This is a genomic window from Streptomyces sp. NRRL S-495, assembly GCF_000966955.1.
In the GTDB taxonomy this organism is placed as follows: Bacteria; Actinomycetota; Actinomycetes; order Streptomycetales; family Streptomycetaceae; genus Kitasatospora; species Kitasatospora purpeofusca.
In genome coordinates this window covers 1-23994 of record NZ_JZWY01000119.1, presented here as the reverse complement: position 1 = coordinate 23994, position 23994 = coordinate 1, and the positions used below count along the sequence as shown (strand labels likewise).

Here is a 23994-nt window from a genome sequence, read left to right as displayed (position 1 = left end):
AGAGAAGCGCCTTGACCACCGCTGCCTCAGTCGTCCTGCCCGCCCAGGGTTCCAGCTCCGTCCCCGCCGACCCGACGGTCGCCGATCCCGGCGGTGCGCTCCTGCGCCTTCTCACCGACCGCAGCGCCGACCTCCCCCAGGTGGACCCCGGTCATGTCGCCGCCGCCGCGCTCCGCGGCCGGCACGCCGGCTCGGACTTCGCCGAGCTGCGCGGACTGGCCGTCGACGCCGCCGCGTCGATGATCGCCGAGGACCCCCAGTACTCCAAGCTCGCGGCCCGACTGCTCGCGCTGGAGATCGTCGACGAGGCGGCGACCCAGCAGGTGGTCTCGTTCTCCACCTCGATCGCCGTCGGCCACGCCGAGGGCCTGATCGGTGACACCACCGCCGCCTTCGTCACCAAGCACTCCGCCACCCTGGACGCGCTGATCGACGCCAAGGGCGACGACCGCTTCGAGTACTTCGGTCTGCGCACCGTCCAGAGCCGCTACCTGCTGCGCCACCCGATCACCCGCAAGGTCGTCGAGACCCCGCAGCACTTCCTGCTCCGTGTCGCCTGTGGCCTGGCGGTCGGCGACACCGAGCAGTCGGTGCGCGAGGTGGCCGAGCTGTACCGCCTGATGAGCCGGCTGGAGTACCTGACCTCCTCGCCGACCCTCTTCAACTCCGGCACCCGGCACCCGCAGATGTCCAGCTGCTACCTGCTGGACTCGCCGCTGGACAACCTGGACTCGATCTACTCCCGCTACGCGCAGATCGCCCGGCTGTCCAAGCACGCCGGCGGCATCGGCCTGTCCTACTCCCGGATCCGCTCCCGCGGCTCGCTGATCCGCGGCACCAACGGCAAGTCCAACGGCATCGTGCCGTTCCTGCGCACCCTCGACTCCTCGGTCGCCGCCGTCAACCAGGGCGGCCGCCGCAAGGGCGCGGCCTGCGTCTACCTGGAGACCTGGCACGCGGACATCGAGGAGTTCCTCGAGCTGCGCGACAACACCGGTGAGGAGGCGCGCCGCACCCACAACCTGAACCTGGCGCACTGGATCCCGGACGAGTTCATGCGCCGGGTCAACGCCAACGCCGACTGGTCGCTGTTCTCCCCCGCCGACGTCCCCGAGCTGGTCGACCTGTGGGGCGCCGAGTTCGACGAGGCGTACCTGAAGGCCGAGCTGGCCGGCAAGGCCGTCCGCACCATCCCCGCGCAGACCCTCTACGCCCGGATGATGCGCACCCTGGCGCAGACCGGCAACGGCTGGATGACCTTCAAGGACGCCTCCAACCGCGCCGCCAACCAGACCGCGCTGCCCGGCCGCACGGTGCACAGCTCCAACCTCTGCACCGAGATCCTGGAGGTCACCGACGACTCCGAGACCGCGGTCTGCAACCTCGGCTCGGTCAACCTCGGCGCCCACGTCGCCGCCGGCGCCACCGCCGCCGACCTGCTGAACGCGATGGACTGGGACCGGCTGGACGCCACCGTGCGCACCGCCGTCACCTTCCTCGACCGCGTGGTGGACATCAACTTCTACCCGACCCCCGAGGCCGGTGCCTCCAACTCCCGCTGGCGCCCGGTCGGCCTCGGCGTGATGGGCCTGCAGGACGTCTTCTTCCAGCTGCGGATCGACTTCGACTCGGCCGAGGCCAAGAACCTCTCCACGCTGATCGCCGAGCGCATCATGCTCACCGCCTACGAGCGCTCCGCCGACCTGGCCGAGCAGCTGGGCCGGCACGAGGCGTACGAGGAGACCCGCGCCGCCCGCGGCGAGCTGCACATCGACCACTTCCCGAGCGCCGCGCCCGAGTGGGCCGACCGCTGGGAGTCGCTGCGCACCCGGATCGCCACGACCGGCCTGCGCAACTCGCTGCTGCTGGCGATCGCGCCGACCGCCACGATCGCCTCGATCGCCGGCGTCTACGAGTGCATCGAGCCGCAGGTGTCCAACCTGTTCAAGCGCGAGACCCTCTCCGGCGAGTTCCTCCAGGTCAACCCGTACCTGGTGCGCGAGCTCAAGGAGCTCGGCGTCTGGGACCAGCAGACCCGGGACGCGCTGCGCGACGCCAACGGCTCCGTGCAGGAGCTCGGCTGGCTGCCCGAGGAGGTCCGCTCGCTGTACCGCACCGCCTGGGAGCTGCCGCAGCGCGCGCTGATCGACCTGGCCGCCGCCCGGATGCCGTACATCGACCAGAGCCAGTCGCTGAACCTGTTCATGGCCGCGCCGACCATCGGCAAGCTCAGCTCGATGTACGCCTACGCGTGGAAGGTCGGTCTGAAGACCACCTACTACCTGCGCTCGCGCCCGGCCACCCGGATCGCCCAGGCCGCCTCGGGTGCCGCCCGCGCCGCCGCGCCGGTGACGGTGACGGCCGACACGATCCCGGTCGGCACCCCGACCCTCACCCCCGAGGAAGAGGCCGCGCTGGCCTGCTCCCTGGAGAACCCCGAGTCCTGCGAGGCGTGCCAGTAATGTCCGACGACCGCGAGAAGATGCTGCTCGACCCCGGGTTCGAGCTGACCCTGCGCCCGATGCGCTACCCGTCGTTCTACGACCGGTACCGCGACGCCATCAAGAACACCTGGACGGTGGAGGAGGTGGACCTGCACTCGGACGTCGCCGACCTGGCGAAGCTGAGTGAGGGCGAGCGGCACATGATCGGCCGGCTGGTCGCGTTCTTCGCGACCGGTGACTCGATCGTCTCCAACAACGTGGTGCTGAGCCTGTACAAGCACATCAACTCCCCGGAGGCGCGGCTGTACCTGAGCCGTCAGCTGTTCGAGGAGGCTGTGCACGTCCAGTTCTACCTGACGCTGCTGGACACCTACCTTCCGGACCCGGAGGACCGCAACGCGGCCTTCGCGGCGGTGGAGAACATTCCGTCGATCCACCAGAAGGCCCAGTTCTGCTTCAAGTACATGAACGCGGTCGACCACATCGACTCGCTGCAGACCAAGGACGACCGGCGGGCGTTCCTGCTGAACCTGATCTGCTTCGCGGCGTGTGTCGAGGGGCTGTTCTTCTACGGCGCGTTCGCGTACGTGTACTGGTTCCGGAGCCGGGGTCTGCTGCACGGTCTCGCGACCGGGACCAACTGGGTGTTCCGCGACGAGTCCATGCACATGGACTTCGCGATGTCGGTGGTCGACACCGTGCGCGAGGAGGAGCCGGACCTCTTCGACGAGAAGATGGCCCAGCAGGTGACGGAGATGCTGGAGGAGGCCGTCGAGGCCGAGCTCCAGTTCGCCCAGGACCTGTGCGGCGAGGGTCTGCCGGGTATGAACACCGCGTCGATGCGGGAGTACCTCCAGGCGGTGGCCGACCAGCGTCTGGCGCGGCTGGGGATGCCGATCCGGTACGGATCGACGAACCCGTTCGGCTTCATGGAGCTCCAGAACGTGCAGGAGCTGACCAACTTCTTCGAGCGCCGGGTGTCGGCGTACCAGGTCGCGGTCGAGGGCTCGGTCGCCTTCGACGACGACTTCTAAGAAGCAGAAGAACTGATAGAGGTGCCCCGCACGGCCACAGCCCGTGCGGGGCACCTCTGTTGTTTCAGCCGGTCGGAAACTCCCCGCCCCTTACCGCTCCCACGAAGGCTGCCCACGCATCCGCGGGGAACATCAGCGCGGGCCCGTCCGGGTCCTTGGAGTCACGGACTGCCATACCGCCCAGCACCAAAGGCCCGGTCTCCACACAGTCGTTCGCCTGGGCGCTGTAACTGCTCTTGCGCCAACCAGCTCCGACGATCATGGCGGGAACGACCTCCGCTACCTCAACGCAGTCGCTCTGCGCACCCGAGTAGGACGACTTGTGCCACCCGAGTCCGGCAGCGGACGCAGACAGCAGGAACATACTCGCCATTTCTAGACCTTGTCCTTTGCGCGCTCGATGAGTGCGACCGATTCGGTGCGCGGCAGCGATTCCGCCAGGGCACGGCGGAACAGGTTGGTGTACTTGAACACTTCCTCCGGCTCCTCGATGTAGAGCGTGCTGAGGAGACTGTCGACGTAGACCACGTCCGTCTCCGTCGCTTCGGGGAAGCTCAGGATCGCGACAGGTCCGAAGAGCGCGGCATGAACGTCAGACTCCTCCGGCAGGACCTGGATGTTGATGTTCGGCTGATCGGCACTCGCCACCAGGAAATCGAGCTGTTCCCGCATGACCGACCGGCCACCGATCCGGTGTTTCAGCACGGATTCCGAGAGGACTACCCACATCCGCAGTGGAGCCTCCCGCGTCAGTACTGCACGTCGCTCCTGACGAACCTTCGTGAGCCGCTCGACCTGCTCCGGAGTCGCATCCTCTATCTGGGCACGGACCACCGCGCGCGTGTAGTCCTCCGTCTGCAGCAGCCCCGGCACCAGAAACGTCTGGATGCTGTACATGTCCGACGCATCGGATTCCAGCGCGATGAAGTCGGCATAGAGCGGCGACAGTGTGTCCGAGTACCGATCCCACCATCCGCGCAGACGCCCCTCGCGCGATAGGGCCTCCAGCCGACTTCGCGTCGCCGGCTCCGCTACCCCGTACAGATCAAGCAGCAGCCGAAGATCCACCAGACGGATACCCGACTGCGCGGCCTCGATTCGGCTGATCTTGCTCTCGGCGCAGGCAAGTTGCCTGGCCGACTGGGCGATCGTCAGATCCGCTTCTGTCCGCATCTCCTTGAGCGTTCGGGCCAGCCGCCGCTGCCGAACGGTCGGATTCCGGTTCACGGGCACCGTCGCGACCTCCCCACTTCTGTGATCTGCCAGTCTGCCCTCCCCTGCCATCCGTCAACAATCTTTGATCACTTCCAAAGTGGGGACTTGCACCTTAGAAGTCGCCAGGAGCATGCTACTCAACGTAGTCCGCCATATGACACAAGGTGATCATGGCGGATCGGCACCCGTGCATTCCCATGCCTTCTTCAGCCGTCTTCACCCCACGCCCCTCGGAGGTGGCCCCGCCATGCCTGAAACCGTCTCCGCCACTCCCCCCTCCCCCGCCGAACACACCTGCTGGCTCCCCCGCCACCGGAAGTCCCCCGGCGCGGCCCGCCGGGAGCTGCGCTCCTTCCTCGCCGACCACCCCGACAGCGAAAACCTGCTCCCGACCGGCGAGTTGCTGCTCTCCGAGCTGGTCACCAACTCCGTCCAGCACGCCCGCACGGCCCGGGGGCGCCTGATCCAGATCCGCTTCGGCCTCGCCGACAGCCTCCTCCGCATCGAGGTCCACGACGCCGACAGCGAGAAGCCCGCCCTCCGCGACGCCTCGGACTCCGACGAGGCCGGCCGAGGGCTGCTCCTCGTCCACGAGTTGGCCGCCCAGTGGGGCTGCTGCCCCCGCGCCGGCGGCATCGGCAAGTTCGTCTGGTGCCACATCTCCGCCGAGGCGGCCGCCTGAGGCACGCGCCCCCGCCCGGGCCGCCGGGCGGGGGCGCCTCTTTCGCGCCTGGCGACCCCTCACGCCGCCCGTCCGGATGAACTCCCGGGCCGCACCGGCGACATGCGTCCGTACACGACCCGCCCCCGACTACGGTCCGCCGCACAGCCGAACGAAAAGGGGCCCCACCGTGACGACCGGAATCCGCGACTACGAGAGCGACGCGATCGTCCAGCTCATGAACATGGCGGAGGAGGACTGGACCGAACAGGAACTCAAGGACGCGCTCCAGCGCGCCATCATGCTGGAGCTCTCCACCATCCCGCCCTACGCCACCGCGCTGTGGTCGATCACCGACCCGGACAACAACAAGCCGGTCCGGCACACCATCCGCGAGATCGTCTTCGACGAGATGTCGCACTTCGGCCTCGTCTGCAACATGCTCACCAGCATCGGCGGCACCGTCGTCCTCACCGACCCCGCCACCGTCCCCAAGTACCCCGGTGAGCTGCCCGGCGGCGTCAACCCCGGGCTGGAGGTCTACCTCAGCGGCCTGACCCGCGAGTCGGCCGCCCTCTTCGCCGACATCGAGAAGCCCGAGCACCCGCTCGCCTTCGCCACCGACGGCAACACCATCGGCGCCTTCTACCAGCGCATCGCCAATGTCTTCCCCAAGTTCGCCGACCTGCTCACCGGGCGCCAGCAGGTGACCTTCCCGCTCGGGTCGGGCCACGGCGCCGGCAACAACATCGTCGCGATGAACACCATCGACGACGTCCTGGGCGCCATCCACATCATCCAGAGCCAGGGCGAGGGCACCGACGCCTCCCCGGAGAACCCCTTCCCCGGCGCCCCGGGCGAACTCGCCCACTACTACGCCTTCAAGGAGATCGCCGTCGGCAAGAAGCTCGTCCGCGACGAGCAGACGGGGAAGTACGACTTCATCGGCCCCGACGTCCCGCTGCCCGGCACCTCCCCCGTCGCCCGCGTCCCGCGGGGCGGCTGGGCCAACTCCCCGGGCAACGAGCCCGACGCCACCACCGCTGACCTCCTGCACACCTTCAACCAGCAGTACAGCGAGATGCTGCACGCCCTCGAAGACGCGTGGGGCCCCACCGGGGCGGACATCTTCCCGGCCATCGGCCTGATGGGCGATCTGCGCCGCACCGCCCAGAAGATCAACGGCGTCAAGCTCCCCGCCGACCCCCGCTTCACCTACGGCCCGGAGTGGTTGTTCGTCCAATAGCCCGCGAACAGCGCGAAGGCCGGTGCGGGCGCCCTGCCCGCACCGGCCTTCGCCGACTTCCGTGCTCCGACTACACGTTCGGGACGGTCGCGTAGCGCGGCGTGCCCTCGCCCATCTGCTTCAGCGCGTCCTTGCGGTCGCGCTTCGACAGCTTGTCGATGTAGAGGAAGCCGTACAGGTGGTCGGTCTCGTGCTGGAGGCACCGGGCGAAGAAGCCGGTGCCCTCGACGCGGATCGGGTTGCCGTCCTTGTCCTGGCCGGTCACCGCGGCGTACTCGGGGCGGGGCAGCTCGGCGTAGGCGGTCGGCACCGACAGGCAGCCCTCGTTGCCGTCGTCCAGGACCCGCTGGCGGTCCTTGGGGAACTCCTCCAGCACCGGGTTGATCATGTGCCCGATGTGGCGCACGCCCTCGTCGTCCGGGCAGTCGTAGACGAAGACCTTGAGGTCGACGCCGATCTGGTTGGCGGCCAGGCCCACGCCCTCCGCCGCGTACATCGACTGGAACATGTCGTCGATCAGTGCGGACAGCTCGCCGTCGAAGGCGGTCACGTCCTTCACCTCACGGTGCAGCACGGGGTTGCCGAAGACCGTGATCGGACGCGCGGTGCCCTTGGTCAGGTCCGGCTCCGATCCGACCACCTTCACGGGCGCCTCGGGCGCCGCCCCCTCCACGTCGTGCTCGTGCTCGTGGTCGTGCTGCTCGGCCATGTCTTCCGCTTCCATAGGTCTACGCGTACCTCACCAGGGTACTCAGCAGACCTCTTCGAGATCCCGGTACGCCCGGGTCCCGGGGGCGGCCGCCGCCCAGCGGTCCAGCAGGGTCCGCACCAGGTGCGCGGGCGCGGCGATCCCGCACTCGCGTTCGGCCAGCCAGGACATCCCGCCCGCGCCCGGACTCAGATGGCTGAGGTGGCCCGGGTGCGCGGCGTCCCCGTCGTCGTGCGGGTCGTGGTGGGCGGTGTGCCCGTCGTCCGTGGCCATCCGGCTCTCCGAACAGGCCCGGCACAGCAGCCGCACCGAGGACGTCCAGTCCTCGGCCGCGTAGCCGGCGTCCGCGACCAGCCGCTCCAGCGCGTCCCGGTCCGCCTCGGTCGCCGCCTGGAGCAGCACCACGTAGGTCGGCACCGGTGACGGCGCCCACAGCTCGATCTCGTCGAACACCGGGTACGCCACCCCGTCGGTGACCCGCTCCCCGTGCGGGGCGCCGTCGTGCAGCACCACCTCGCCCCAGCGTCTGCCGGAGGACGGCAGCGGGATCGACAGCACCTCGATCCGGGCCGGGTCCAGCCGTCGGCCCCACACCACCTCGGACTCGCCCTCCGGGGAGAGCCGCACCGGGGTGGTGCCCAGGTCCAGGCTGACCGGGCCGTCGCCGTGCGCGTTCGGGCCGCCCGGCAGCCGCAGCCCGTACGCCTGCCAGGCCCGGCGGGCCAGCGGCCAGTCCTGCAGCGCGGTCGCGGTGATGCCGAGGTTCCACCAGTCGGGGGCGCCCTGCTCGCGGTCCAGCAGCGCCACCGCCCGCAGCCCGGCGGCCCGGGCCTGCTCCCAGTCGCGGCGGAACTTGTGCAGCAGCGCCAGGTTGAACCACGAGTCCGACAGCCACGGCTCCAGGTCGGCCGCCATCACCAGCAGCGCGCCGGCGTCCTCGTAGCGTCCGTCGCCGATCAGCGTGAATGCCCGATCGGTCGTCTGCCGCCAGGTGGCGGACGGCCGGTGCCGTGCCCGGTGGAAGATCCTCACGTTCGTCCCTGCCGTCGTCGTCCGCTCAAGTCCCGCGTCCGCTCCCGTGTCCGCTCCCGCGTCACGGGCCCGGCGCCCCGGGTCGGTGTTCCACGCTACGACCGCATCCAACCACGACGGCCGCCGCCCGCGCTCCCCACCGCCGAGGTTGCCCGTAACCGGCCCCCACCCCAGCCTGCCCGCCCCGCCCCGGCTCCTCAACCCCGGGCCGGACCTGGCCGGCCCGGGCTCCCGCCCGCTCCGCGCCCGCCCCGCGCGCGCCGCGCCGCCACCCGACGAGCGCCCGCGGACGCCCGCGAGCGCCCCCGCGGCACCCCTCCCGGCGGACCTGCCGCCCCGGGCCGCCGACCGCCCCGCCCTCAGCCGCGGACCCGGACCAGCGCGTCCACCACCCGGGCGTCGTACAACCGCCCCCGCCCCAGCCGCAGCGCCTCCAGCACCTCCAACCGGCCGACCGCCTCCCCCAGCCCGCGCCCCCGGGCCGCCGTCAGCAGGTCGTCGTGCGCGTTCGCCACCCGGATGATCCGCGCCGCCAGCGGCACCGCCCGCCCGCCGCCCTCCGGCCCGGGGTGCGGATCGGCCAGCCGGGCGACCTGCTCGGCCACCTGCCGGGGCACCCCGGTGCGCCGGATCACCTCACTGCCCAGCCGGGCGATCCGCTGCTGTTCCTCGTCCGGCAGCAGCGCCGTCGCCCCGCCCGGCACCGGCTCCACCAGCGACAGCTGCCCCACGTCGTGCATCAGCGCCGCGTACTCCAGGAGGGCCAGCTCCCGGGTGCCCAGGCCCAGCTCCCGGCCGACCGCGCAGGCCGTGTCGGCCACCCGGCGGGCGTGCCCCGGCGGCGTGTAGCCCGCCACCTCGGTGGCCTTGGCCAGACTGGCGATGGTCTGCCCGGTGGTGGCCCGCACCGCCGCCGCCCGCCGGAACGACACCTGCGCCAGCAGCAGCGGCGCGCAGAACAGCGGCAGCGCCCACAGGCCCACCTCCCCGGCGGCCAGGCTGACCAGCATCCCGGTGGCCGCGATCGCCGAGCCGATCCCGAACAGCGAGCGCAGCTCGTCCTCCAGCCCGGCCGGGAACCGCAGCCCGCTGCGGGCCCGCCGCAGCACCGCCGCCAGCACCGCGTCGCACAGCGCGGCCAGCGCGGCCACGGCGGTCAGGAACGCCCCGTACGCCGGGCCGTCGGCGGAGAACCGGTCCACCACCCCGCTGTTGTAGAGCGGCTGGAACACGGCGGCCGCGAACGCCGCCCCGAGCAGCCGCCGCGCCGCGCCGTCCCGGCGGGCCCGCTCCCGCCAGGGCGCCCGCACCCGCCGGCGGACCCCGTGCCTCGGCCCCAGCGCCGGCGCCAGCGCCCCGGGCAGCAGCGCCAGCAGCAGGCCCGCGCCGGTCACCGCCACCACCTGGAGCACCCCGTGCCCGGTCGGCAGCCCGCGCAGCGGACCGAGCAGCGCGTACGCCAGCGCCCCCGCCGCCCCGATCGGCGCCTGCTCGCGATCGCCCGGAAGGGTGATCCGGACGCACTCGCCCAGCGCGATCAGCAGCATGAACGCCAGCGCCACCCCGGGCGCGGACAGCCCCCGCACCGCGACCGCCCCGAAGGACGCGGCCAGCAGCGCGAGCGCCACTCCGTGCACCGCGCACACCACCCCGGCGCACCCCTCGGAGTCCCCGCCGCGCCCGGCGCCCGCCGTCGGACCCGCGCCCCGCCGCGCGCTCACGACGGCCCGGCCGTCGGCACGGAGCCGCCGCCCTGGGCGGGCACCCCGCGCGGCGCGGCCCGGACCGGCTCGGGGACGCCCAGCGGGATGTCCGGCACCGCCCTGATCGTGTCGGGCGGCGGCAGCACCGGCTGCCAGTCGTGCACGGCCAGCGCGTCGACCAGCGCCCGCACCATCACCGGGTCGAACTGGCTGCCCGAGCAGCGCTCCAGCTCGGCGACCGCCTCGGTGACCGGCCGCCCGCGCCGGTAGGAGCGGGTGGAGGTCATCGAGTCGAAGGCGTCGGCGACCGAGATGATCCGGGCGAACTCGGGGATCTGCTCCCCCGCCAGCCCGCTCGGGTAGCCGCGCCCGTCCATCCGCTCGTGGTGGTGCAGGATCCCCGCGTGCGCCTCGCCGAGGAAGGCGATCCCGCGCACCAGCTCGTAGCCGTGCACCGGGTGCACCTCGACCGCCCGCCGCTCGGCCTCGGTGAGGGGACCGTTTCTGCGGAGCAGTTCGGTGGCGACGCCGAGCTTGCCGACGTCGTGCAGGACGCCCGCGTACCGCAGGGTGCGCAGCCGCTCGGCCTCCATGCCGAGCTGACCGGCGATCAGCACCGAGGCCCGGCCGACCCGTTCGCTGTGGCCCCGGGTGTACGAGTCCTTGATCTCCACCGCCTGGACCAGCGCCTGGACGGTGGCCTGGTGGGCGTCGCGCTCCCGGTGCCCCTGGGCGAACACCCATGCCGAGATGGACAGCGGCAGCAGGGCCAGCAGCGCCGCGAACGCGCCGTACGGCCCCTGCCACAGCACCGCCACCATCAGCCCGCCGGCCGCGTGCACCAGCACCGGCAGACCGGGAACGGCGGCCGCACGGCGATGGTGTGCCGGGGGACGGTGCGCCGAGGGGCGCCGGGGGCCCTCGGCCAGCAGCCGCATGGCGCCCACCAGCACCCCGTTGACCAGGCAGAACGCGGCGAGCGCGGCGCACCCGGGCAGCAGTGCGGCGGGGAACCGGGAACCGAGCAGCAGCTGCGGGCCGGCCAGCCGGTGGAACACCACCGAGGCCACGAAGGCCGACAGCGCGAGCTGCGAGCCGTTCCACACCTGGCGGCGCCGGCAGGTCGGCTCGGCGGCGCCGAGCAGCGCGGCCGGGGCCGCGACCAGCGCGGCGGCGGCCGGCGGCAGCATCAGCACCCCGGCGAACAGCACCGGGAAGAAGGCGTTGACATCGGGCCGGGCCGGCGGGCGGCCGTGCGGCCGCGGACGGCGCAGCAGCAGCCGGACCAGGCGCAGGCAGGGGCTGGGCAGCCCCTGGGCGAGCGACTCCCAGCAGCCGTGCAGGAAGGCCAGCAGTCCGACCTTCGGCCAGTCCACCGGGGCGCCCAGCCAGTGCGCCCCGGCCACCGGGGGGAGCGGCAGCAGCGGCAGCAGGCAGCAGAGCGCCGCCACCGGCACCGCCACGAGGTAGCCCGCGGCGCCCTGCGGCAGGTCCGTGTCCACGCTGTCGGTAGCGATCTCGACCTCCCCGCGTCCTGGCCCGCGCCGTCCTGGCCCGTCGGCCGGTCGCACGCCGGAAGGGCGGCGGACGGGCGACGGTGAGCGTCCGTCAGGAGGATAGGGCGCCACTCCGGCACGGGGACGCATGATCGCGCAATGCCGCTGCTGGCACACCACCAACTCACTCGAACGAGTGACGGCGCATCCGAGTGGAAGGGGCGCGGACACGGAGCGGCCCCGGAAGCGGATGCTCCCGGGGCCGTCCCGATGTACGCCGTTCGCCGTGCGACGCGCCGCGCTAGCCGCCGGCCGCCGCCTGTGCGGCACGGTCCGGATCGGCGCACCTCGATCGTCGTCTCGACCGAGACCACCAGCGCCTCGCCCGTCCGCTGCCCGGCCCGGATCGAATCGATCCTGGCCAGCACCTTGCCGCGCAGATCGGCCGGGGTGTCGTCGCAGCCGCAGGAACGCTTGATCAGCGCCTTGATCGCCTGCTCCAGCCCGTACTGCTTCAGGCAGGGCGAGCACTCCTCGAAGTGCACCCGCAGCTTGTCGCAGTCGCCCTCGGCCATCTCGTTGTCGAGGAATTCGTAGAGGTGGTCGAGGACCTCGCCACACTCGGTGTCGTGCGGATCGCCGCAGCTCATGAACCCGAGCCCTTCGCTTCCTGCCCTGCCCCGCTACCGGCCGGGACCAGCCCGCGCTCGCGGGCGTAGTCCTCCAGCATGCCGCGCAACTGACGGCGGCCGCGGTGCAGTCGGGACATCACCGTACCGATGGGAGTACCCATGATGTCCGCGATCTCCTTGTACGCAAAGCCCTCGACGTCCGCGAGATAGACGGCGATGCGGAACTCCTCCGGAATGGCCTGGAGGGCGTCCTTCACATCACTGTCCGGAAGGTGGTCCAGGGCCTGGGTCTCCGCCGAGCGCAGACCGGTCGACATGTGCGACTCGGCCCGGGCCAGCTGCCAATCCTCGATCTCCTCCGCGGCGGTGCGCTGGGGCTCCCGCTGCTTCTTGCGGTACGAGTTGATGAACGTGTTGGTGAGGATGCGGTACAGCCAGGCCTTGAGGTTGGTGCCCTCGCGGAACTGGTGGAAGGACGCGTACGCCTTGGCGAACGCCTCCTGGAGGAGGTCCTCCGCATCGGCCGGGTTGCGGGTCATCCGCAGCGCCGCCGAGTACATCGGGTCCAGGTAGCCCAGGGCGTCGCGCTCGAAGCGCTCCCGCCGGGCCTCCTCGGTCTCCTCGGCCGACACCCGGAAGGTGTCCTCACCGATCGCCTCGGCCAGCTCCTCACCGGTGAGCGCCTCGCCCGTGGGCAGGCTCTCGTCCGGGCCCCGGCCCGGCTCGGCCTCGTGCTCGGTCCCGACGACCGGACCCACCTCCTCGGCATGACGGACACGGCCCACGGCGGGCCGCCCCGAAAGCGAGGATATCGGGCCGACGGGCTTCTCGCCCGCGGCGATCCAGTCCGACCAGGAGGGCACGAACGCCGACTCGGCCTCGTGCTGCTCAAGCCGCTCGGGGCACGCGATCGAACCCATCTGCCCTGCCTTCCACCGGGACTCATGCTGACAAGGGCGTCAACCACGCCGGCCCCGCGCGCATTCCCGGCCCCCACGGGCGGATCCGCGCCACCTCCGCGCGGCCCGCCGCACGCCGCGCGCACCGCCTGTCCGCACCGCCCGCCGGGTCCGCCTCACACCAGCCGCAGCACCCAGTCCCCCACCGCGGCGACGATCAGCTCCAGCAGTTCCTCCTGCCCCACCGGCGCCCGCTTCGGCACCTCGAAGCCGTGGTTGCCGTACTCCAGCGCCACCAGCTCGTGCGAGGCCGGCAGCTCCGGGAACTCGGCCGGACCGCCGAACGGGTCCGTCGCCCCCTGCACCACCAGCGTCGGCAGCCCCGAACCCAGCAGTTCGTCCGCCCGGCTGCGCTCCGGCTTCCCCGGCGGGTGCAGCGGGAACGCCAGCGCCACCACCCCCACCGCCCCGGTCGCCGCCCCGGTCCGGCAGGCCACCCGCGCGCCCGCGCTGCGGCCGCCCACCACCAGCGGCGGACCGGCCGCCACCAGCCGCTCGGCCACCGGCGTCCACCCGGTGTCCAGGGTGCGCGGCGCGGGCGCCACCTTCTTCCCCGCCACCCGCCACGGCTGCTCCACCAGCGCCACCGACACCCCCCGGGCCGGCAGTCCGGCGGCCAGCGCCGCCAGGTCCCGCGCCTCGATCCCGCCGCCGGCGCCGTGGCCCAGCGCCAGCACCGCCCGGGGCGCGGCCGCCGGGTGCAGGGTGATCCGGGCGTCCCCGGCGGGCGTGGGCACGAGCTCCCGGGTGACGGGGGCGGGGTCGGCGGTCACGGCGACTGCGGTCCTCTCGGATCGGCGGCGGCACGCCCAAGCGTGCGCGCGCGGGTCGGAACAAGCGCGGGGATCAGAACAGCGTGGGGTCAGAACGGCGTGGGGTCAGAACAGCGTGGTCTCGTACTCGACCTCGACATAGGGCTCGGTCAGCCCGGCGTGGTTGTTGCGGATGCTGCCGACGTCCGGCGACACCGGCGTCGCCCGCAGCACGCCCGGCGGCGGGGGTATCAGCAGCCGCCGCAGCTCCGGTGCCTCCCCGTCGTCGAGCCCCGGGTCCAGCCAGGCGTCGAACGACCCCGGGTCCAGGAACAGCGGCATCCGCTCGTGGATCGGCGCCAGCAGCTCCTCCGCCTCCGTCGTCACCACGGTGAACGTCACCAACCAGCCCTCCGGGTGGTCCGAGGGCACCGCCCGGTTGCGCCAGAACTCGTACAGCCCCGCCAGCGCGAGCGGCGCGCCGTCCGCCCGGGACACGAAGAACGGCTTCTTCTTCGGTCGGCCCCGCTCCGCCGGCACCGTCTGCCACTCGTAATAACCGTCCACCGGCAGGATGCACCGGCGGGCCGCGAACGCCTGCCGGTAGGAGGGCTTCTCGTGCACCGTGTCCGAACGGGCGTTGATCATCTTCACCGCCGACTCCGGTGACTTCGCCCACTGCGGCACCAGCCCCCAGCGCAGCGCCCGCAGCTGCCGCACCGGCCGCGCCGCCCCCTTCGGCAGCCGCTCCAGCACCACCAGGGCGCTCTGGGTGGGGGCGACGTTCCAGCTCGGGTCCAGCGTCTCGGCCGGATCCCACTGCTGCACGCCGAACAGCTCGACGATGTCCTCGGGCCTGCTACTCGCGGCGAAGCGACCACACATGCCGTCAGCTTGCCACGGCTCCGGCCGCCCCCCAGAACCACCCGCCCCGGGGCCGCCGTCCCCTCCATGACAGGCTGCCGTACCGCAGGAGCGGCCGAACCGAGGCGGAGGAGACCCATGGACGCCAGGACCCTCGACGAGCTGTGGAGCGCCGTCACCGGCACCCAGCCCGACCCGCCCGGCTGGCTCGTCCTCGCCGCCGGCGCCGCCGCGCTGCTCACCGTGCTCGTCCGCCCGCTGTGGCGGATCGCCCGCAACGCCGTCACCATCGCCCACGAGGGCGGCCACGGCCTCGCCGCCCTCGCCACCAGGCGCAAACTGGCCGGCATCCGGCTGCACTCCGACACCTCCGGCCTCACCCTGTCCTGGGGCCGCCCCACCGGCCCCGGCATGGTCCTCACCGCCGCGGCCGGCTACCTCACCCCCGCCCTGCTCGGCCTCGGCTGCGCCGCCCTGCTCGCCGCCGACCGGATCACCCTGCTGCTGTGGCTGGCCATCGCCCTGCTGCTGGCCCTGCTGGTGCGGATCCGCAACGCCTTCGGCTTCCTCAGCGTGCTGCTCACCGGCGGCGCGTTCTTCCTGGTCACCTGGTTCGGCTCGGCCCAGGTCCAGGCCGGCTTCGCCTACCTCGGCACCTGGTTCCTGCTGTTCGGCGCCGTCCGCCCGGTCCTGGAACTCCAGCGGCAGCGCCGGCACGGGCAGGCCGACGACTCCGACGCCGACCAGCTCGCCCGGCTCACCGGCGTCCCCGGCCTCGCCTGGGTCACGCTCTTCCTCGTCACCGCCCTCGCCGCCCTCGCCCTCGGCGCCGACTGGCTGCTGCGCCCGCTCTGAGCCCCGGGCCCGACCCCCGCACGCCGACCCGCGCCGACCACGTACCGACCACGTGCCGACCCGCGCCGCCCGCCCCGGTCCGCGCATCGGAGGCGAACGGGCGAGCCCCACCACGGCCCCTAGACTGGCGGCATGACCGAGACCCTGTGGCCCGCCCCTGTCGCGACCACCCCCGTGGACGCCACCGTCACCATCCCCGGCTCCAAGTCGGTCACCAACCGGGCCCTGGTGCTGGCCGCGCTCGCCGACGGACCGGGCTGGGTCCGCCGCCCGCTGCGCAGCCGCGACTCCCAGCTGATGGCCGACGGTCTGCGCGCCCTCGGCGTCACCATCGAGGAGCAGGTCAACAACGACACCGGCGGCACCGGTGGCGGCGAGGCCTGGCGGGTCATCCCCGCCCCCGTGCTGCGCGGCCCCGCCTCGGTCGACGTCGGCAACGCCGGCACGGTCATGCGCTTCCTTCCCCCGCTCGCCGTCCTCGCCGACGGCCCGGTCCACTTCGACGGCGACCCGCGCAGCCACGAGCGCCCCCAGCACGGCGTGATCGACGCCCTGCGCGCGCTCGGCGCCCGGATCGAGGACGGCGGCCGCGGCAGCTTCCCGCTCACCGTGCACGGCACCGGCGCCCTCGACGGCGGCACCGTCCAGCTCGACGCCTCCGCCTCCTCCCAGTTCGTCTCCGCGCTGCTGCTCTCCGGCGCCCGCTACAACAACGGCGTCGAGGTCCGGCACGTCGGCGGCCCCGTCCCCTCGCTGCCGCACATCCGGATGACCGTCGACATGCTGCGCCTGGCCGGCGTCCAGGTCGACGCCCCCGAGGACGGCGGTGAGAAGGACGTCTGGCGGGTCACCCCCGGCGCCCTGCTCGGCCGCGACCTGGTGGTCGAGCCGGACCTCTCCAACGCCGCGCCGTTCTTCGCCGCCGCCCTGGTCACCGGCGGCCGGGTCACCGTCCGCGACTGGCCCCGGCACACCACCCAGCCCGGCGACCAGCTGCGCGAGCTGTACACCCGGATGGGCGGCAGCTGCGAGTTCACCGACGAGGGCCTGCGCTTCACCGGCGGCGACCGGATCCACGGCATCGAGGCCGACCTGCACGACGTCGGCGAGCTCACCCCGGTGATCGCCGCCGTCGCCGCCCTCGCCGACTCCGAGTCCCACCTCTACGGCATCGCCCACCTGCGGCTGCACGAGACCGACCGGCTCGCGGCGCTCGCCAAGGAGATCAACGGCCTCGGCGGCGACGTCAGCGAGACCGAGGACGGTCTGCGGATCCGCCCGCGCAAGCTGACCGGCGGCGTCTTCCACACCTACGAGGACCACCGGCTGGCGACCGCCGCCGCCGTGGTCGGCCTCGCCGTGCCCGGCGTCCAGGTCGAGAACGTGGCCACCACCGCCAAGACCCTGCCGGACTTCACCGCCATGTGGGACGAGTTGCTCACCGGACCGGTGGCGGGCGGCTGAGCGGGGACTGGGCACATGCGCCGCTACGGCAAGGACGCCGACGAGGACGACATCCGCAACCGCCCCGCCCGCCGGGGCTCCCGGCCGCGGACCCGGATCCGGCCCAAGCACGAGGACGCCGACGAGGCGATGGTGCTCACCGTCGACCGCGGCCGGGTGACCTGCCTGGTCGACCCGGGCACCAAGCAGGAGCGCCAGGTACTCGCCATGAAGGCCCGTGAGCTGGGCCGCAAGGGCGTGGTCGTCGGCGACATCGTCTCCCTGGTCGGCGACCTCTCCGGGGACGCCGACACCCTGGCCCGGATCGTCCGGGTCGAGGAGCGCACCTCGGTGCTGCGGCGCACGGCCGACGACGACGACCCGTACGAGCGGATCGTCGTCGCCAACGCCGACCAGCTCGCCATCGTCACCGCGCTGGCCGACCCGGAGCCCCGGCCCCGGCTGATCGACCGCTGCCTGGTCGCCGCCTACGACGCCGGCATGCAGCCGCTGCTCGTCCTGACGAAGGCCGACCTGGCCCCGGCCGAACCGCTGCTGGAGTCCTACGCCCCGCTCGGCATCGACTACGTGGTCACCCGCAGGGACGAACTGGAGGGCGCCGGGGCCGAGGCCGTCCGGGCGCACCTGCGCGGGCTGAGCACGGTGTTCATCGGTCACTCCGGCGTCGGCAAGACCACCCTGGTCAACGCGCTCGTCCCGGAGCGGCAGCGGGTCACCGGCCACGTCAACGCCGTCACCGGCCGGGGCCGGCACACCACAGTGTCGGCGCTCGCGCTGCGGCTGCCGCCGCCGCCCGGTGCCAAGCCCGGTTCGAAGAAGGCGCTGGACACCGGCTGGGTGATCGACACCCCCGGCTTCCGCTCCTTCGGCCTCTCCCACATCGACCCGTCCCGGGTCATCCTGGCCTTCCCCGACCTGGAGCCCGGCACCGCCGAATGCCCGCGCGCGTGCAGCCACGACGAGCCGGACTGCGCGCTGGACGCCTGGGTCGCCGACGGCCACGCCGACCAGGCCCGGCTCTACTCGCTGCGCCGGCTGCTCGCCAGCAAGGAGGCCCGGGAGGACGACTGACGGCCGGTGCGTCGATCCGGTTCCGGTGTTCGAGGTGTCGGAGCGCCCGCTCGTGGTGATCATAGGAAAGTCGGGCCGGATCGCGGTCCACCCGGCACCCGGTCCCGCCGACCGGACCCGACCGATCCCGACCGATCCCCCGACCCGCAGGGAGAGCACGCGATGGCATGGGCCCTGGTGATCCTGGCCGGACTGCTGGAGACCGGCTTCGCGATCAACCTCAAGCTCAGCGACGGCTTCACCAAGCTCTGGCCCACCGTCAGCTTCTGCGTCTTCGCCCTGGGCAGCTTCGGCCTGCTGACCATCTCGCTGAAGACGCTCCCGGTGGGCCCCGCCTACGCGGTGTGGACGGGGATCGGGGCCGCCGGCACCGCGATCTACGGCATGCTCTTCCTGGAGGAGACCACCTCGGTGCTCAAGCTGGTCTCGATCTCCCTGGTCATCGCCGGGGTGATCGGCCTCCAGCTCAGCGGCTCCGCCCACTGACGGACACCCGCCGGGGCCGGAGCCAGGGTCCGGGGGCGGGTCCGCGCTAGGGTTTCCGGCATGGCCGACTACCACGACGATCTCCGACTCGCCCATGTCCTCGCCGACTCGGCCGACTCGGTCACCCTGGAGCGTTTCAAGGCACTCGACCTGCGGGTCGAGACCAAGCCCGACCTGACGCCCGTCAGCGACGCCGACAAGGCCGCCGAGGAGCTGGTGCGCAGCATCCTGCAGCGGGCCCGCCCGCGCGACGCGGTGCTCGGCGAGGAGTTCGGCCTGCAGGGCACGGGCCCGCGCCGGTGGGTGATCGACCCGATCGACGGCACCAAGAACTACATCCGCGGCGTCCCGGTCTGGGCCACCCTGATCGCGCTGCTGGAGGACGGCCCGGACGGCGTGGAGCGCCCCGTCGTCGGCATCGTCTCCGCCCCCGCGCTGAACCGCCGCTGGTGGGCCGCCAAGGGCCTCGGCGCGTACGCGGGCCGCAGCCTCGCCAAGGCCTCCCGGATCCACGTGTCCGGCGTCTCCCGGATCGAGGACGCCTCGTTCTCCTACTCCTCGCTGTCCGGCTGGGAGGAGCGCGGCCGGCTGGAGCCGTTCCTGGACCTCACCCGGGCCTGCTGGCGCACCCGCGCCTACGGGGACTTCTGGTCCTACATGATGGTCGCCGAGGGCGCGGTGGACATCGCCGCCGAGCCGGAGCTGTCGCTGTGGGACATGGCGGCGAACAGCGTCATCGTCGAGGAGGCCGGCGGCCGCTTCACCGGCCTGGACGGCGTCCCGGGCCCGGGCGGCGCCGATGCCGTCGCCTCCAACGGCCTGCTCCACCAGGAGGCCCTGGACCGTCTGAGCGTCTGACCGTCCTGGGGGTGTCCCCCAGGACGGCGCGGGCCCCGGGTGCCGGTTCTCCTCGGCACCCGGGGCCCGCTGCTCGGCGGAGCCCCTCACCGGGCCCCGCCGCGCGGTGCGTCAGCCCTGCTTGCGCAGTTCCCGCACCGCGGTCTCGAGACGCCGGCCGTAGTCGGCGTCGGCCTTGCGGAAGTTCTCGACCGCCCGCTCGACGATGTCGTCGCGGTCGGCCGAGACCTTGGCGATGAAGCCGGCCAGGTTGGCGACCAGCCGCTGCTTCTCCTCCTCGGAGAACAGCCGGTAGAGGTTGCCCGCCTGCACGAAGTCGTCGTCCTCGGTGTGCAGGGGCGCCTCGTGGGTGCCGGTGGCCCCGGTGACCGGGGTCGGGGCCCACAGCGGGCGGCCGGTCTGCACCGGGCCGCCGAAGCTGTTCGGCTCGTAGTTCTTGCGGCGGCCGTGGCGGCCGTCGTAGAGGTGGCCGTCCCGGCTGTTGGTGAACGCCTCGGTGGCGTGCGGGCGGTTCACCGGCAGGTGGTCGGCGTTGATGCCGACGCGGTAGCGGTGGGCGTCCGCATAGGCGAACAGGCGGCCCTGCAGCATCTTGTCCGGGGACGGGCCGATGCCGGGCACGAAGTGCCCCGGGGAGAAGATCGACTGCTCGACCTCGGCGAAGACGTTGTCGGGGTTGCGGTTGAGCTCCAGCTTGCCGATCTCGATCGGCGGGTAGTCCTCGTGCGGCCAGACCTTGGTCAGGTCGAACGGGTTGAAGCGGTAGTTCGCCGCGTCCTCGGCCGGCATGATCTGGACCTGCACCGTCCAGGTCGGGAACTCGCCGCGCTCGATGGCCTCGCGCAGGTCGCGCTGGTGGCTGTCCGGGTCCTCGCCGGCGAGCCGGTTGGCCTCGTCCTGGGTGAGGTTCTTGATGCCCTGGTCGGTCTTGAAGTGGTACTTCACCCAGAAGTACTCGCCGGCCTCGTTCTGCCACTGGTAGGTGTGCGAGCCGTAGCCGTTCAGGTGGCGGTAGGACGCGGGTATGCCGCGGTCGCCGAACAGCCAGGTCACCTGGTGGGTGGACTCGGGCGACAGGCCCCAGAAGTCCCAGACGTTGTCCGCCTCCTGCGAGCCGGTGTACGGGTCCCGCTTCTGGGTGTGGATGAAGTCCGGGAACTTGATGGCGTCCTTGATGAAGAACACCGGGGTGTTGTTGCCGACGAGGTCGTAGTTCCCCTCCTCGGTATAGAACTTCAGCGCGAAGCCGCGCGGGTCGCGCACCGCGTCCGCCGAGCCGAGGTTGCCCGCCACGGTGGAGAACCGCAGGAAGGTCTCGGTCTGCTTGCCGACCTCGGAGAGGAAGGCCGCCCGGGTCCAGCGCGAGACGTCGGCCGTCAGCGTGAAGGTGCCGTAGGCGGCGGCGCCGCGGGCGTGCACCACGCGCTCCGGGATGCGCTCGCGGTTGAAGTGCGCGAGCTTCTCGAACAGCAGCTGGTCCTGGATCAGCGCCGGACCGCCGACACCGGCGGTCTCGGTGTTCTGGTTGTCGGCGACGGGGGCACCCGCCTCCGTCGTGAGGGTGGGGCGCAGCTCGTCCTGGGTAGTCATGTGAGGGGCCTCCGCGTGATCCGGTCGTGACGAACCGATCCTAACTTGGACTTTGTCCAAGTCAACACTGGAACCAAACTCGGAGTCTCACTTACCCTTGATCCATGAGTGACCTGCTGGAACGACTTCGTGGACGTGGATGGCGGCTGACCGCGCAGCGCCGGGTCGTGGCCGAGGTCCTCGACGGCGAGCATGTGCACCTGACCGCCGACGAGGTGCACGCCCGCGCGGTGGAGCGGCTGCCCGAGATCAGCCGGGCCACCGTCTACAACACGCTCGGCGAACTCGTCTGCATCGGCGAGGTGCTGGAGGTCGCCACCGACGGCCGCGCCAAGCGCTACGACCCCAACGCCCACCACGCGCACCAGCACCTGATCTGCTCCGGCTGCGGCGCCATCCGCGACGTCCATCCGCTGGGGGACCCGCTGGCCGCGCTGCCCGAGGCCGAACGGTTCGGCTTCACCGTCTCCGGCGCCGAGATCACTTACCGCGGCCTCTGTCCGCAGTGCACGAACAGACCCTGAGCCGAGCTGTCCCGCCGGGGCCGCCGGGACCACCACGGCCGAACCGCCGTGCCGGAACCGCTACGCGCTGAGCTCCGCGTGCAGCGCGCCCAGCAGCCGGCCCGCCCGCTCGGCGACCTCCGCCGGACCGTAGTCCGCGGCCCGCCGGCACCAGCCCTCCGCCTGCACCGGCTCCCCCCGGCGCAGCGCCAGCAGGGCCAGCCGCAGCGCCGCCCGCCCGTGCCCGGCGTCCGCCGCCCGGGTGTACCAGAGCATCGCCTCGGCCTCGCTGTCCTGCCGCGCCAGCAGCAGCCCCAGGTTGAACGCCGCACTGCGGCTGCCCGCCTCCGCCGCCCGCCGGTACCAGCTCTCCGCGATCTCCAGCGCCCCCCGCTCGGCCGCCCGCACCCCCATCCGGACCTGCGCCCGCCGGTGCCCCGCGTCCGCCGCCGACGCGTACCAGTGCTCGGCCTCCGCGTCCGCGTCCCCGCGCCGGTCCAGCACCGAGGCCAGCCGGAACGCGCCCTCCGCCGAGCCGCCCGCCGCCGCCTGCCGGTAGCGCTCCAGCGCGCCGACCGCGTTGCCCCGCTGCTCCTGCACGACCGCCAGCTGCAGCGCCGCCTCGCCGTGCCCCTCCGCGGCGGCCCGCGCGTACCACTCCTGCGCCTGCCGCTGCTCGCCGCGCCCGGCGTGCAGCACGCCCAGGTTGAACGCACCGTCGACGCTGCCGGCCTCGGCCGCCCTGGAGAACCACGGCTCGGCGCCCGACTCGTCACCGCGCTGCAGCAGCACCACGGCCAGCGCGTTGCAGGCCTCCCGGTGCCCCGCGTACGCGGCCCGGCGGTACCACTGCTCGGCCTGCTGGTCGCGGCCCGCCCCGGCGCACAGCAGCCCCAGGTTGAACGCGCCGTTGTGGTCGCCGGCCTCCAGCGCGCTGCGGTACCAGCGCTCCGCCTCGGCGGCCGCGCCGCGCGAGGCGTGCAGCGCGCCCAGCGCGTTCGCGGCGTTGCCGTCGCCCGCCTCGGCGGCCTCCTGCCACCACTCGGCGGCCGCACCGAGGTCCCCGGAGTCGCGCAGCAGGTAGCCCAGCGCGCACGCGGCCCTCGGCTCGCCGTTCTGCGCCGACTGCCGGTACCAGCGGGCGGCCTCGTCCAGCAGCGGCGGCTCCCCGCCGGACCGGTCCTCCAGCAGCACGCCCAGCCGCAGCGCGGCCCGGGCGTGGCTGCGGGCGGCGGCGATCCGGTACCAGGCCTCGGCGGTCTCCTTGTCCCCCGCCGCCTCGCGCATCCGGGCCAGCCGGTAGGCGCCCTCCCGGTGCCCGGCGTCCGCGGACACCTTGAACCAGCGCTCGGCGCGGACGTCCCGGCGGTGCTCCATGAGGTCGCCCAGCGCGTAGGCGCCCAGCGGGTGGCCGTGGTCGGCGGCGAAGTGCAGCCAGTACTCGGCCGCCTCCTCCTCGCCCTGGTCGCGCAGTTGCAGGCCGAGCGCGTGCGCGGCCGGCGCGCTGCCGGCCACCGCGGCCTGGCGCCACCACTGGGCGGCCTCGGCCCGGTGGCCGCGCTGGTGCAGCAGCACGCCCAGGTTGTTGGCGGCCGCGCGCAGGCCCGCCGCGGCGGCGGCCCGCAGATAGGGTTCGGCGTCCGCCAGGTCGCCGCGGCGCAGCAGCAGGGTGCCGAGCCGGGCGGCCGCGTCCGGGTCGCCGTCGTCGGCGGCGCGCCGGTGCCGGGCCTCCAGGGCGGCCTGCTCGCGGGCGGCCAGCGCGGTCTCGAAGCTCGCCGAGTCGAAGCCGGGGTCGCCCTCCACGTCCGGGCCGGCCTGGCCGTCGGACGCGCCGTGGGCGCCGAGCGCGGCGGCGAGGCCGCCGGCCGGGACGTGCACCAGGGAGTCCGGGCCGTAGCCGCCCGCGGGCCGGCGCTCGGCCAGACCGCTGGTGCGCTGCGCGGGCAGGGCGCCGGGCCGCCGTTCGGGGCTCTCCGCCCAGGTCTCGGTGTCCGCCTCGGTGGTTGCCGCCGGCCCTGCTCCCGTCCCGTTCCTGCCGATCAGCCTCATGCCGACTCCCGCTCCCCCAGAGTGTCGCGGCGTCGTCCTCCGGCCCTGGGCCGGGGGCGCTCCACGGGGGCCGCATCGACCCGACGGCCGGTCAGCGGCCGTGCAACGTCCCCCATGTGTCCCATCGTCGCATCACCCGCAACCCGCGTACACCTGCCCCGGCCGATTTCGGCGAGGCGGACCTGAGCCGACGAGATTGCTTCGGCGCTTTGTCGATTTCCCGACACTCGCCCCTCACAAACCCCGTAGCCGTCGTCCTTGGCGACGCTCGATGGTACCGGAGCGTTCCCGGCCGTCCTTGCGAACAAACGACGAAGGCCCGGAGGACGAGTCCTCCGGGCCTTCGTTGCTACTGAGTAGCGGGGACAGGA

General features: G+C 73.0%; 21 protein-coding genes and 1 pseudogene. 10 read left to right on the top strand and 12 right to left on the bottom strand.

Translation table 11 applies throughout. The features are described 5' to 3' along the window. Positions 1–35: 35 nt before the first annotated feature. Positions 36–2462: a ribonucleoside-diphosphate reductase subunit alpha gene (locus VR45_RS08830; RefSeq protein ID WP_045939138.1), complete on the top strand. Its 2427-nt coding sequence runs from the start codon at positions 36–38 to the stop codon at positions 2460–2462. Then, positions 2462–3478 (top strand): ribonucleotide-diphosphate reductase subunit beta, encoded by a 1017-nt coding sequence (locus tag VR45_RS08825; protein WP_045939110.1) that lies wholly within the window; start codon positions 2462–2464, stop codon positions 3476–3478. Before VR45_RS08830 ends, VR45_RS08825 begins: the two co-directional genes overlap by 1 nt. A gap of 64 nt (positions 3479–3542) precedes the next feature. On the opposite strand, the gene VR45_RS08820 is transcribed toward VR45_RS08825, so the two are convergent. Both VR45_RS08820 and VR45_RS08815 read right to left on the bottom strand, forming a co-directional pair. Next, positions 3543–3842, bottom strand: coding sequence for a DUF397 domain-containing protein (locus VR45_RS08820; protein ID WP_045939137.1), 300 nt, complete (start codon positions 3840–3842; stop codon positions 3543–3545). 11 nt (positions 3843–3853) lie between these two features. Beyond that, positions 3854–4711, bottom strand: coding sequence for a helix-turn-helix transcriptional regulator (locus VR45_RS08815; protein ID WP_045939109.1), 858 nt, complete (start codon positions 4709–4711; stop codon positions 3854–3856). Between the two features lie 229 nt (positions 4712–4940). Between VR45_RS08815 and VR45_RS08810 the strand changes: the two genes are divergently transcribed. Beyond that, a complete protein-coding gene (locus tag VR45_RS08810; protein ID WP_045939108.1) occupies positions 4941–5375 on the top strand; it encodes an ATP-binding protein in 435 nt (144 codons plus the stop codon). Between the two features lie 169 nt (positions 5376–5544). Further along, complete coding sequence (locus tag VR45_RS08805; RefSeq protein WP_052708942.1) at positions 5545–6600, top strand: ferritin-like protein; 1056 nt, start codon at positions 5545–5547, stop codon at positions 6598–6600. A 70-nt stretch (positions 6601–6670) separates the two neighbouring features. Here the strand turns inward: VR45_RS08805 and def are convergent, their stop codons facing one another. The 8 genes and pseudogenes from def to VR45_RS08765 all read right to left on the bottom strand — a co-directional run bounded on the left by def (position 6671) and on the right by VR45_RS08765 (position 14768). Beyond that, the gene (def, locus tag VR45_RS08800; protein ID WP_078896337.1) at positions 6671–7309 is read right to left on the bottom strand and encodes a peptide deformylase; all 639 of its coding nucleotides are present in this window, start codon (positions 7307–7309) and stop codon (positions 6671–6673) included. Positions 7310–7351: 42 nt separating this feature from the next. Continuing rightward, positions 7352–8341, bottom strand: a complete 990-nt coding sequence (locus VR45_RS08795; protein WP_045939107.1) for a tetratricopeptide repeat domain-containing protein — start codon at positions 8339–8341, stop codon at positions 7352–7354. A gap of 359 nt (positions 8342–8700) precedes the next feature. Continuing rightward, positions 8701–9978 carry an HD domain-containing protein gene (locus VR45_RS08790; protein ID WP_045939134.1) on the bottom strand — a complete coding sequence of 426 codons (1278 nt, stop codon included), beginning with the start codon at positions 9976–9978 and terminating at the stop codon, positions 8701–8703. Between the two features lie 80 nt (positions 9979–10058). Then, positions 10059–11546, bottom strand: coding sequence for an HD-GYP domain-containing protein (locus VR45_RS08785; protein WP_045939106.1), 1488 nt, complete (start codon positions 11544–11546; stop codon positions 10059–10061). A gap of 386 nt (positions 11547–11932) precedes the next feature. Further along, a pseudogene (gene rsrA, locus VR45_RS43780) lies at positions 11933–12190 on the bottom strand (mycothiol system anti-sigma-R factor); the annotation flags it as partial. Continuing rightward, entirely contained in the window at positions 12187–12825 is a 639-nt protein-coding gene (locus VR45_RS08775) for a sigma-70 family RNA polymerase sigma factor (protein ID WP_030392891.1), read from the bottom strand. The gene VR45_RS08775 and the pseudogene rsrA, both read right to left, overlap by 4 nt. Positions 12826–13247: 422 nt before the next feature. Beyond that, on the bottom strand, positions 13248–13904 hold the full coding sequence (locus VR45_RS08770; protein WP_045939104.1) for an alpha/beta family hydrolase: 657 nt from the start codon (positions 13902–13904) through the stop codon (positions 13248–13250). 105 nt (positions 13905–14009) lie between these two features. Next, positions 14010–14768, bottom strand: coding sequence for an SOS response-associated peptidase (locus VR45_RS08765; protein ID WP_045939103.1), 759 nt, complete (start codon positions 14766–14768; stop codon positions 14010–14012). Between the two features lie 117 nt (positions 14769–14885). On the opposite strand from VR45_RS08765, the gene VR45_RS08760 reads away from it, so the two are divergent. From VR45_RS08760 to hisN, 5 genes are all read left to right on the top strand, one after another. Further along, positions 14886–15602, top strand: a complete 717-nt coding sequence (locus VR45_RS08760) for a M50 family metallopeptidase (protein ID WP_045939102.1) — start codon at positions 14886–14888, stop codon at positions 15600–15602. A 132-nt stretch (positions 15603–15734) separates the two neighbouring features. Beyond that, on the top strand, positions 15735–17066 hold the full coding sequence (gene aroA / locus VR45_RS08755; protein ID WP_030392895.1) for a 3-phosphoshikimate 1-carboxyvinyltransferase: 1332 nt from the start codon (positions 15735–15737) through the stop codon (positions 17064–17066). Positions 17067–17081: 15 nt separating this feature from the next. Then, complete coding sequence (rsgA, locus tag VR45_RS08750; RefSeq protein WP_045939101.1) at positions 17082–18137, top strand: ribosome small subunit-dependent GTPase A; 1056 nt, start codon at positions 17082–17084, stop codon at positions 18135–18137. A 162-nt stretch (positions 18138–18299) separates the two neighbouring features. Next, positions 18300–18623 carry a multidrug efflux SMR transporter gene (locus tag VR45_RS08745; RefSeq protein ID WP_045939100.1) on the top strand — a complete coding sequence of 108 codons (324 nt, stop codon included), beginning with the start codon at positions 18300–18302 and terminating at the stop codon, positions 18621–18623. A gap of 60 nt (positions 18624–18683) precedes the next feature. Next, positions 18684–19481, top strand: a complete 798-nt coding sequence (gene hisN, locus VR45_RS08740; RefSeq protein WP_045939099.1) for a histidinol-phosphatase — start codon at positions 18684–18686, stop codon at positions 19479–19481. A 111-nt stretch (positions 19482–19592) separates the two neighbouring features. Here the strand turns inward: hisN and VR45_RS08735 are convergent, their stop codons facing one another. Continuing rightward, positions 19593–21071: a catalase gene (locus VR45_RS08735; RefSeq protein ID WP_045939098.1), complete on the bottom strand. Its 1479-nt coding sequence runs from the start codon at positions 21069–21071 to the stop codon at positions 19593–19595. 104 nt (positions 21072–21175) lie between these two features. Between VR45_RS08735 and VR45_RS08730 the strand changes: the two genes are divergently transcribed. After that, entirely contained in the window at positions 21176–21595 is a 420-nt protein-coding gene (locus VR45_RS08730; RefSeq protein ID WP_045939097.1) for a Fur family transcriptional regulator, read from the top strand. Between the two features lie 60 nt (positions 21596–21655). Here VR45_RS08730 and VR45_RS08725 read toward each other — a convergent pair whose 3' ends face one another. Beyond that, positions 21656–23623 carry a tetratricopeptide repeat protein gene (locus tag VR45_RS08725; RefSeq protein WP_078896334.1) on the bottom strand — a complete coding sequence of 656 codons (1968 nt, stop codon included), beginning with the start codon at positions 23621–23623 and terminating at the stop codon, positions 21656–21658. Between the last annotated feature and the right edge of the window lie 371 nt (positions 23624–23994).

Bases quoted from the DNA above. Each gene is read 5' to 3' on its own strand.
- VR45_RS08825 (WP_045939110.1), top strand. From the start codon at position 2,462: ATGTCCGACGACCGCGAGAAGATGCTGCTCGACCCCGGGTTCGAGCTG.
- VR45_RS08820 (WP_045939137.1), bottom strand. From the start codon at position 3,842: ATGTTCCTGCTGTCTGCGTCCGCTGCCGGACTCGGGTGGCACAAGTCG.
- VR45_RS08810 (WP_045939108.1), top strand. From the start codon at position 4,941: ATGCCTGAAACCGTCTCCGCCACTCCCCCCTCCCCCGCCGAACACACC.
- def (WP_078896337.1), bottom strand. From the start codon at position 7,309: ATGGCCGAGCAGCACGACCACGAGCACGAGCACGACGTGGAGGGGGCG.
- VR45_RS08765 (WP_045939103.1), bottom strand. From the start codon at position 14,768: ATGTGTGGTCGCTTCGCCGCGAGTAGCAGGCCCGAGGACATCGTCGAG.
- VR45_RS08760 (WP_045939102.1), top strand. From the start codon at position 14,886: ATGGACGCCAGGACCCTCGACGAGCTGTGGAGCGCCGTCACCGGCACC.
- aroA (WP_030392895.1), top strand. From the start codon at position 15,735: ATGACCGAGACCCTGTGGCCCGCCCCTGTCGCGACCACCCCCGTGGAC.
- rsgA (WP_045939101.1), top strand. From the start codon at position 17,082: ATGCGCCGCTACGGCAAGGACGCCGACGAGGACGACATCCGCAACCGC.
- VR45_RS08745 (WP_045939100.1), top strand. From the start codon at position 18,300: ATGGCATGGGCCCTGGTGATCCTGGCCGGACTGCTGGAGACCGGCTTC.
- hisN (WP_045939099.1), top strand. From the start codon at position 18,684: ATGGCCGACTACCACGACGATCTCCGACTCGCCCATGTCCTCGCCGAC.
- VR45_RS08735 (WP_045939098.1), bottom strand. From the start codon at position 21,071: ATGACTACCCAGGACGAGCTGCGCCCCACCCTCACGACGGAGGCGGGT.
- VR45_RS08730 (WP_045939097.1), top strand. From the start codon at position 21,176: ATGAGTGACCTGCTGGAACGACTTCGTGGACGTGGATGGCGGCTGACC.
- VR45_RS08725 (WP_078896334.1), bottom strand. From the start codon at position 23,623: ATGAGGCTGATCGGCAGGAACGGGACGGGAGCAGGGCCGGCGGCAACC.